Here is a 6,907-nt window from a genome sequence, read left to right as displayed (position 1 = left end):
TTGTCTGGATCATGATCCTCCTTGAAAGGAGGTGGTGATGTGTATTTCGTTTTGCAATATATCATTGCGCCAATCATTGTTGGCTTGGTTACCGCCTGGTTCAAGCATTGGTTAGATGATCATGATCCATGACGCATGACACCTGCGAAGGTTGGGCACTTCGCAGGTGGTCGATTTGATCTTTGACAATTACATATTTTATAGGCGAGTTCATCCCCTCTTTCAAGAAGCGTATGCATTTTTTCGATTGATTGATATTTCTTTAGCAATTTTGGGAACATTCTCCTTCTTTTACGTACCTTATATTAGAAGCAAATTTTGATAGAGAATGTGGTGCCGTGGTATACTGATGGTGAAAAATTCTCTATCTGCAGAAAGTGGAGGAGAATTAGATGAAAAACGTACCAAAGACGGTTCCAACAATGGATCTGTTGTTCAAAAAAATTGTTCGCAAGCCAGGATTCAAGTCACATTTTAAAGGCTTTTGTCCGAGATATTTTAGGCAAAGAGTTTAAGACCCTGAAGCCACGAGAGACCTACCATATTGACAGTTATAAGAAAGCATTCGCTGAAGATCCCGAACTGATGCGCACGGAAGTCGATATTCTAGCTGAAACGGAAAATGGCAGCCATGTGACGATTGAGATGCAAATCCAGTCGCACGATTATTTTATTGAGCGGGCTTTGTTTTATTTGTTAGAAGCCTATCGAGAGTCGTTAGGCAATTAGGAAGTTGAGGCCTTTCTTGAAAGCAACAATTTTTCTGCATTGCGCCCCACCTTTGGCATTAATATCCTTGATTTTCATTTATTTGAGAAGGATGGCCCCGCCATTCGCAAGTTCGGCGTACTAGATTTGGACTCCTATGAGCTATTACGAGCTCATAATGGAGAAGAAATAATTATACTTTGCTTTATGAGTTTGAAAAATAAGAATATCGATCAGAACAGCCCCGCTTACCTTTGGCAACAGTTTTTTAGAACCGGCCAAGTGCCAGATGACGCTCCAGATTATTTGAAGGATGCTCAGAATAAGACTGACTTTTATTCACTAAACAAGGAGGAACAGAAGATGATTATGGATATGAATAAGGCGAAGATGGTGAATGATGCAGTAGTCTCTACTTTGGAGAGGAAGGCTAAAGAGGCAGGCCGTGAAGAGGAAAAATATGAGATTGCTTTGAATATGTTGGAAGAAAAGGAACCCATTGAAAAGATCGTAAAATACACTGACTTAACTATTGAACAAATAAAAGAACTTCGAACTGAATTGGATTAATGTTGAATCCGAGTCTTGCTAGCCAAGCATGGAGGAAAATTGATTATGGATATGAACAAGGCAAAGATGATTAATGATGCCGTAGTATCTACTGTGGAGAGGAAAGCTGAAGAGCGTGGGATTGAACGTGGCATTAAAGAAGGCCGTGAAGAAGTAAAAATTGAGGTTGCTTTGTATATGTTGGAAAAAGGATTACCGCTGGAAGTTATTACCGATGTTACTGGGCTGACAGTCGCAGAATTAGAAGATCTGCAAAAAAATTAAATCAAACAATAAAAAAAGCTTGATCCCGGAGAACAATCCCGCGATCAAGCTTCTCTATTTCAGCAGCATTTCATAGGTAAAGCTGCGCATGGACCCATGCAACAGGGCAATAGCAGCACCGGCTAAGACGAGTCCGAAAATCAGTACCACCCACGTATTTATTAGGAACAATCCAGTGAATTGGCCGATCATAAAAACAATCAGCGGCAGGATCAGAAAGGCTGATTTTTGCTGGGATTCTTCCATGGTTTGTGCTTTGGCTGAGCCTTTAACAATTAAGGTGATGGAAATCAAGGTGATCGCCGGTACCAATAGAACGAGGACGAATAGCCAGCTAAGTTCCACCGACAGCAGCGCTCCTTTTAAGAAAAAGACCTCCAGCTGTACAACTACCAGCATGATGATAAAGGCTACTCCGGTTATCACTAGGCTCATCAGCAGTGACGAATAGACCTTCGCCTGAAAAATTTGTCGCACGGTAAGCGGCGAATAAAACAGCGTCTCCAAGGTATTCTTTTCTTTTTCGCCGACAAATGAGCTGGCTGCCATGACAGATGAGGTCATGATGGGAATCATCAGGAAAAACAACGGCATGATCGAAGTGAAGATTAACTGCACAATACTGACACCTAAATCTCCTACCTTTGATTCAGCCGGTAGCAGCACTAACAGCTGTTCAAAATCCCGTGAGCTTTCCGGTGCCAATAAAGCAATCAATACGAACATGCTTGGCAGTACCACTGAAAACAGCAACGGCATCAGCAGCATCATATAAAAATAGCGTTTATTAGCAACCATGCCTTGAATATCTTTTTTGACGACGGCTTTTTGCTTGGAATCAATCATGGACAGGTCCTCCTTCTTCTAACAAGGCAAAGTATATTTCTTCCAGCGTTAGTTGTTTGGCTGTGACACCATAGATATCCGAACCAGATTGAACAATTTTTCGTACAAGCTCTGGAATTTCCTGTTCGTCAATCAAGGTAAATTCAAAACGGTCTTTGCCTAGTAATTTGCAGTGTAAGTCTGGGGAAATTCGATTGGCTTGGACTTCTACTTTTAAGCCTTTGGATACCCGGTGACGCAGGCTTTCTAAGGTGCCGGTTGCCAGTAATTCCCCTTCATCCAGCAAGCCATAGCTGGTGCAGATTTCTTGGGCATAGCGCAGCTGGTGGGTACATAAAAAGACAGTGACTCCTTGATTCTTGGCTAAGTCCTGGATCAGCCGATTCACACTCAAGACACTTTCCGGGTCTAAGCCGCTAGTCGGTTCATCCAGAAAAAGAACCTTCGGCTGATGGATCATTGCCCGTGCCAAGGACAGGCGCTGGCGCATCCCGGTAGAATAAGAAGTCAATTTCCGATCGGCAGCATAGCTTAATTCCAGCTGCTCTAATAAATCCAGTCCCCGCTTGCGGCTGTCTTCTTGGGAAAGCCCAAAGACTTCGCCGTAAAACAGCAGGTTCTCCATACCGGTTAGCTGATCGTACATCGCTGCCCGTTCCGTTAAAACGCCGGAAAACTGGTGAATCGCGATTGGATCTTTGGTAGGATCTTCGCCGAGGATCTGCATCTTGCCTGAAGTCGGCTGCAGCATCCCGTTCAGCAATTTGATCGTAGTGGTTTTCCCCGCGCCATTTGGTCCTAAAAAGCCAAAAACTTCGCCTTGATTAATGGAAAGCGTCAGATCCCTTACAGCTATTTGATTGTTGGTAAATTTCTTGGTTAGGTGTTTGATTTCTACAGCTTGCATGATTGGCCACCTTTTTCTAGTCTTTCGTTATCTTAAGTGTATCATGACCGAGACCGGATAAGAAATAGAGTGGTAGTTGATTTAGTCGCGTGTTGGTTGATTTACGGGAGTGACTTGTTGGCTAGGTAAAAGACTTCAACCCCTGAACATTCTCAGGGGTTGAAGTATCAATTATGGAAAGTCTTGTTGGTAATGATGTTCTATTCTGCTGCTTCAGATTAATCCAAAACCTTCCGCTGAAAATCCGCCCATTCCATCAGCTTCACTTCATACGGAATTTTGCCTTCATCCAACATGAAGTTCAAAAAGAACAGTAATAGATAATCTTTTTTATGAGCTGGTTGAAATTCTAAGTTGAAGATCGCAAAAAGCTCTGTGAACTGGTCATCGAAATCTCCGCTCAAGTAGCGTTCATAGTAGCTGCGATTGTCGTGAACATCCAGCTCGTTCCACATAAATTTGAAGAAATCGAACAGAAAATAATATTCGCCGGCTGTATCCCAGTCGATGTACCAGACTTGGTCGTCTGATTTTGCTACAAGCAGATTGTCCGTCCATAAGTCCCCGTGGAGCGGTAAAAACGGGAAGGCTGCTTCAAGAAGCTGAGGATCGATCATGTTTAGCAAGCGTTCAAAATCCTGTTTATTCACTGCATTTGAGCTGGTAGTCAGCAACTCATCCATGGAGCGGTACACCGCTGTTGCTTGTTTCTTTGCGAAATAATTTCGGTAATCATGGTAAATAGTGCTTAGAATAAGTGGATCGTCTTCTTCCGTTTTGCTGCGAAAGTCGATTAATTCCTCTGTTAATATGCAATTGCCTGAGTCATGGCTCAACAGTTTAGGCATTTGGAAAAAGGACGAGAATGTTTTATAGTACTGAAATTTTTGCTGGTAATGTTCTTTGGTGCTGGAAAGAATGAGTGTATTCGTATCTGAAAAAATCTTGATATCGCCGTTGCTGCAAAACCACAGAATTTTTCCGGGAAATTGTTTAGATGCGTTACCTTCAATGATAATCGGCTGCACTTGGTCAAGCGCGCTGGCGTCAAATGCTCCTGCAACAATGGGGTGATCCTTTTCAGCTAGTCGGAAAGCAATGCGAGCTTCGCTATTATCCATGATGTATTCGCCGGCTTCTAGATAGGGGCCTAACTCTTCTATTTTGGTGCGCTTCGCTGAGTTGTTCATAGGCTTTCTCCTTGGTGGTGTGTCTTTAGGTATATTATATAATAGAAAGAATCGGTATGCTATTTATGGTGGTTTATATGAGCAATAAGAAAACCGAAGATTTCTCATCTCCGGTGTCTGGTTACTATACAATACACATAGCCTGTGTATAACTCTCAATAGAATCAACATGCTAGCTTTTAAATCCGTTGCTGCGTTCTTTCTCTCACCGCAATCGTTTGCAAAACAGGATATTTTTGTAAAACTTTGGCGAGAACTTCTTCATCTCCTTTGAACTTAACTGTGACAACTGCTACATATTCAATTCTATCTCTGGATTCCGATCTTGAAAGACCATGAAGACGCAAAAAGGGCTCGTTCACACTACTTCGTTGTTTCCTCAATTTTTGTGTTTTTAAGGTATCCCATTTTAACTGGTCTTTTCTTCTTGCTTCTTCCGTCAAATATTTTGGATTATCTTTATTAGGGTAAGACGATTTTTTATAGCCATTTTCAAGTAACTTTTCAGCTTCATTTTGGTGGTCTTCCTCAGACAAATCTAAGATAACTGTCTGGCTGTTTGCGCCTTTATACTTGTACTTGTGAGAATTAGGATAGAAATCATCCTCCACTGTATATTCCGTATATCTATCTGGAAAATCAGGATTAACTTTGGTTTTAGTCACTACAGTCCATGTGAATTCAATCATTTTCGCTTCAACATCATCTGGAATCGGTATTGGTAACACGACATACCCTTTAGCAGAAATTTGGCCTGAATACATCACTCTTATTTCATCATTGTTTGATTGCAGCAATTGATATTCATTATCCTTTAATTCACCCTTCGCATAAATAGAGATCGGTCGCTCTTTTTCAATTTGGAGAGCTATTGAATGTTCCAGCAATGCCCTAGCCTTCAGGGTTGATATCTCTGGATACATATTCATAATTGATGCTAGTTTCCGACTAACTTGCGGCGCTGCAAAAGAGGTTCCTTCAACTTTGTTTTTAAGATACCCATAAGTAGAGATTGTGTAAACAGGATCTACATGTCCTAACCCTCCGCGATCAATGATATCCGGTTTTAATTTTCCTCCTTCACGGCCTGGTTCAATAGAGTTATATGGTGCTGGAATGTTTTTCCCGAATTTTCTGTAGTGGGAAGAGACAGTAATATTATTAACGGAATCGGCTGGTATCTGTATTCTTCGAGCTATCCCTTGATACTCACCAGTATTTCCTGCAGCAATCACAAAAATCACATCGTGCTTATAAGCTAGCATGTCCAACAACCGTGTTAATGAAGACACAACTTCATCCAGAATAGGTCCCTGTGGTCCAATGGAAAGATTCCAAACTTTTATATGCGTGTTTACTGGAATAACTTCTTCAATTAGTTTCTCTAATGAAATCAAATTAAACTCAACATCTTTTTCAGAGGGTAACGCCCTTACACTGAAAACTCTAAAATCAGGTGTAATTTCTGAATCTGTTTGATCATTGAGATCACCATACAACAAAATACTAGCAACAGAACTTCCGTGTTCTACAAGTCCCAAACTTGCCTTTTCCTCGACTTCATGTAATTGTGTCACCGTTTGAAAAAAGGCTTCTTCTGTACTTACTCCGCCATCAATTAGGCCAACCCACGGAAGTTGGTTTATTATATCTCTAGTCAAGACGCCTATCTTTTTATTATTCACTGTTGTCTCAAACCCGCCTGATCCCCCAGTATAATCCCGATTTCCAGCAGGATAAACCGAACGTAAAGGATTAAACTTCTCTATTTTCTTGTACATTTCTTCTGTAACACACAAATACACAAAGACCACATTATTCTCAAAAGCTTGGAAAGTATAGTCATTTGAGTTGATAGCTAAAAGTACCTCAAGTTTTTTCAGCAGTTCTTCTAAGCTTGTAACAGCATGGAAAGCAAGTTCATAAAAACCTTCTTCTATAAAGTCATTGGTAAACATAATAGGCTTTAATAGCTGAATATCTTCCATGCGGCAAATTTCTCGCTTTTGAACCTTTATGGAAGTATTCTCGATTAGATTCATTAATAATACTAAATTTTCGTCGGTACCTCTTAAATAGTCTGATCGGCCTGTTTTTTCATTATCATCAATCCAAATATTTGATCCAATCAAATCTAGTTTCGCATCATTGTAAATCGAATTAACTTGGTAGGACTTTGCAAGAAAATCACTTGGATAGTCTATTCTGAGATAGTAGTTGGAAAGTTTGTATTCTTCTGGCAAGTTTTGAAGTTCTTGCTGAACACCCTCCAGTCTGGTTTTCAGATGTATCCTAGCTTGTGACAGTGTTCTACGCCATTTTTTGAACTCGTTTAAATCACCCCCTCGTTTCGGTGTTTCACCAATTTGCGCTAAAGACAAACCGTTGATTATTAATGGATTCTTTTTATCATCAGCCATAG

Annotated in this window: 8 protein-coding genes; 4 read left to right on the top strand and 4 right to left on the bottom strand. The window is 40.8% G+C overall.

From position 1 onward, the window contains the following. Positions 1–39 precede the first annotated feature (39 nt). The 4 genes from JZO70_RS17335 (at position 40) to JZO70_RS17320 (ending at position 1,542) form a co-directional block, all read left to right on the top strand. The gene (locus JZO70_RS17335; protein ID WP_207672351.1) at positions 40–132 is read left to right on the top strand and encodes a type I toxin-antitoxin system Fst family toxin; all 93 of its coding nucleotides are present in this window, start codon (positions 40–42) and stop codon (positions 130–132) included. Positions 133–444: 312 nt separating this feature from the next. Continuing rightward, positions 445–729, top strand: coding sequence for an Rpn family recombination-promoting nuclease/putative transposase (locus tag JZO70_RS17330; RefSeq protein ID WP_242704000.1), 285 nt, complete (start codon positions 445–447; stop codon positions 727–729). Positions 730–1,071: 342 nt separating this feature from the next. Beyond that, positions 1,072–1,278: a hypothetical protein gene (locus JZO70_RS17325; protein WP_207674926.1), complete on the top strand. Its 207-nt coding sequence runs from the start codon at positions 1,072–1,074 to the stop codon at positions 1,276–1,278. A 45-nt stretch (positions 1,279–1,323) separates the two neighbouring features. Further along, positions 1,324–1,542 carry a transposase gene (locus JZO70_RS17320; RefSeq protein WP_207674925.1) on the top strand — a complete coding sequence of 73 codons (219 nt, stop codon included), beginning with the start codon at positions 1,324–1,326 and terminating at the stop codon, positions 1,540–1,542. 54 nt (positions 1,543–1,596) lie between these two features. Here the strand turns inward: JZO70_RS17320 and JZO70_RS17315 are convergent, their stop codons facing one another. The 4 genes from JZO70_RS17315 to JZO70_RS17300 all read right to left on the bottom strand — a co-directional run bounded on the left by JZO70_RS17315 (position 1,597) and on the right by JZO70_RS17300 (position 6,905). Next, entirely contained in the window at positions 1,597–2,388 is a 792-nt protein-coding gene (locus JZO70_RS17315) for an ABC transporter permease (protein ID WP_207674924.1), read from the bottom strand. After that, positions 2,381–3,295 carry an ABC transporter ATP-binding protein gene (locus tag JZO70_RS17310; protein ID WP_207674923.1) on the bottom strand — a complete coding sequence of 305 codons (915 nt, stop codon included), beginning with the start codon at positions 3,293–3,295 and terminating at the stop codon, positions 2,381–2,383. Before JZO70_RS17310 ends, JZO70_RS17315 begins: the two co-directional genes overlap by 8 nt. Before the next feature lie 218 nt (positions 3,296–3,513). Next, on the bottom strand, positions 3,514–4,485 hold the full coding sequence (locus JZO70_RS17305; protein WP_207674922.1) for a phosphotransferase: 972 nt from the start codon (positions 4,483–4,485) through the stop codon (positions 3,514–3,516). 179 nt (positions 4,486–4,664) lie between these two features. Beyond that, positions 4,665–6,905 carry a S8 family peptidase gene (locus JZO70_RS17300; RefSeq protein WP_207674921.1) on the bottom strand — a complete coding sequence of 747 codons (2,241 nt, stop codon included), beginning with the start codon at positions 6,903–6,905 and terminating at the stop codon, positions 4,665–4,667. Positions 6,906–6,907: the final 2 nt, after the last annotated feature.

This window comes from Candidatus Enterococcus moelleringii, from assembly GCF_017377575.1.
GTDB lineage: Bacteria > Bacillota > Bacilli > Lactobacillales > Enterococcaceae > Enterococcus_A > Enterococcus_A moelleringii.
The sequence above is the reverse complement of the archived record's forward strand: the minus strand, read 5'-3'. Positions and strand labels throughout refer to the sequence as shown.

Excerpts from the sequence above, each read along its gene's own strand:
- JZO70_RS17325 (WP_207674926.1), top strand. The coding sequence starts at position 1,072 with ATGATTATGGATATGAATAAGGCGAAGATGGTGAATGATGCAGTAGTC.
- JZO70_RS17320 (WP_207674925.1), top strand. The coding sequence starts at position 1,324 with ATGGATATGAACAAGGCAAAGATGATTAATGATGCCGTAGTATCTACT.
- JZO70_RS17315 (WP_207674924.1), bottom strand. The coding sequence starts at position 2,388 with ATGATTGATTCCAAGCAAAAAGCCGTCGTCAAAAAAGATATTCAAGGC.
- JZO70_RS17310 (WP_207674923.1), bottom strand. The coding sequence starts at position 3,295 with ATGCAAGCTGTAGAAATCAAACACCTAACCAAGAAATTTACCAACAAT.
- JZO70_RS17305 (WP_207674922.1), bottom strand. The coding sequence starts at position 4,485 with ATGAACAACTCAGCGAAGCGCACCAAAATAGAAGAGTTAGGCCCCTAT.
- JZO70_RS17300 (WP_207674921.1), bottom strand. The coding sequence starts at position 6,905 with ATGGCTGATGATAAAAAGAATCCATTAATAATCAACGGTTTGTCTTTA.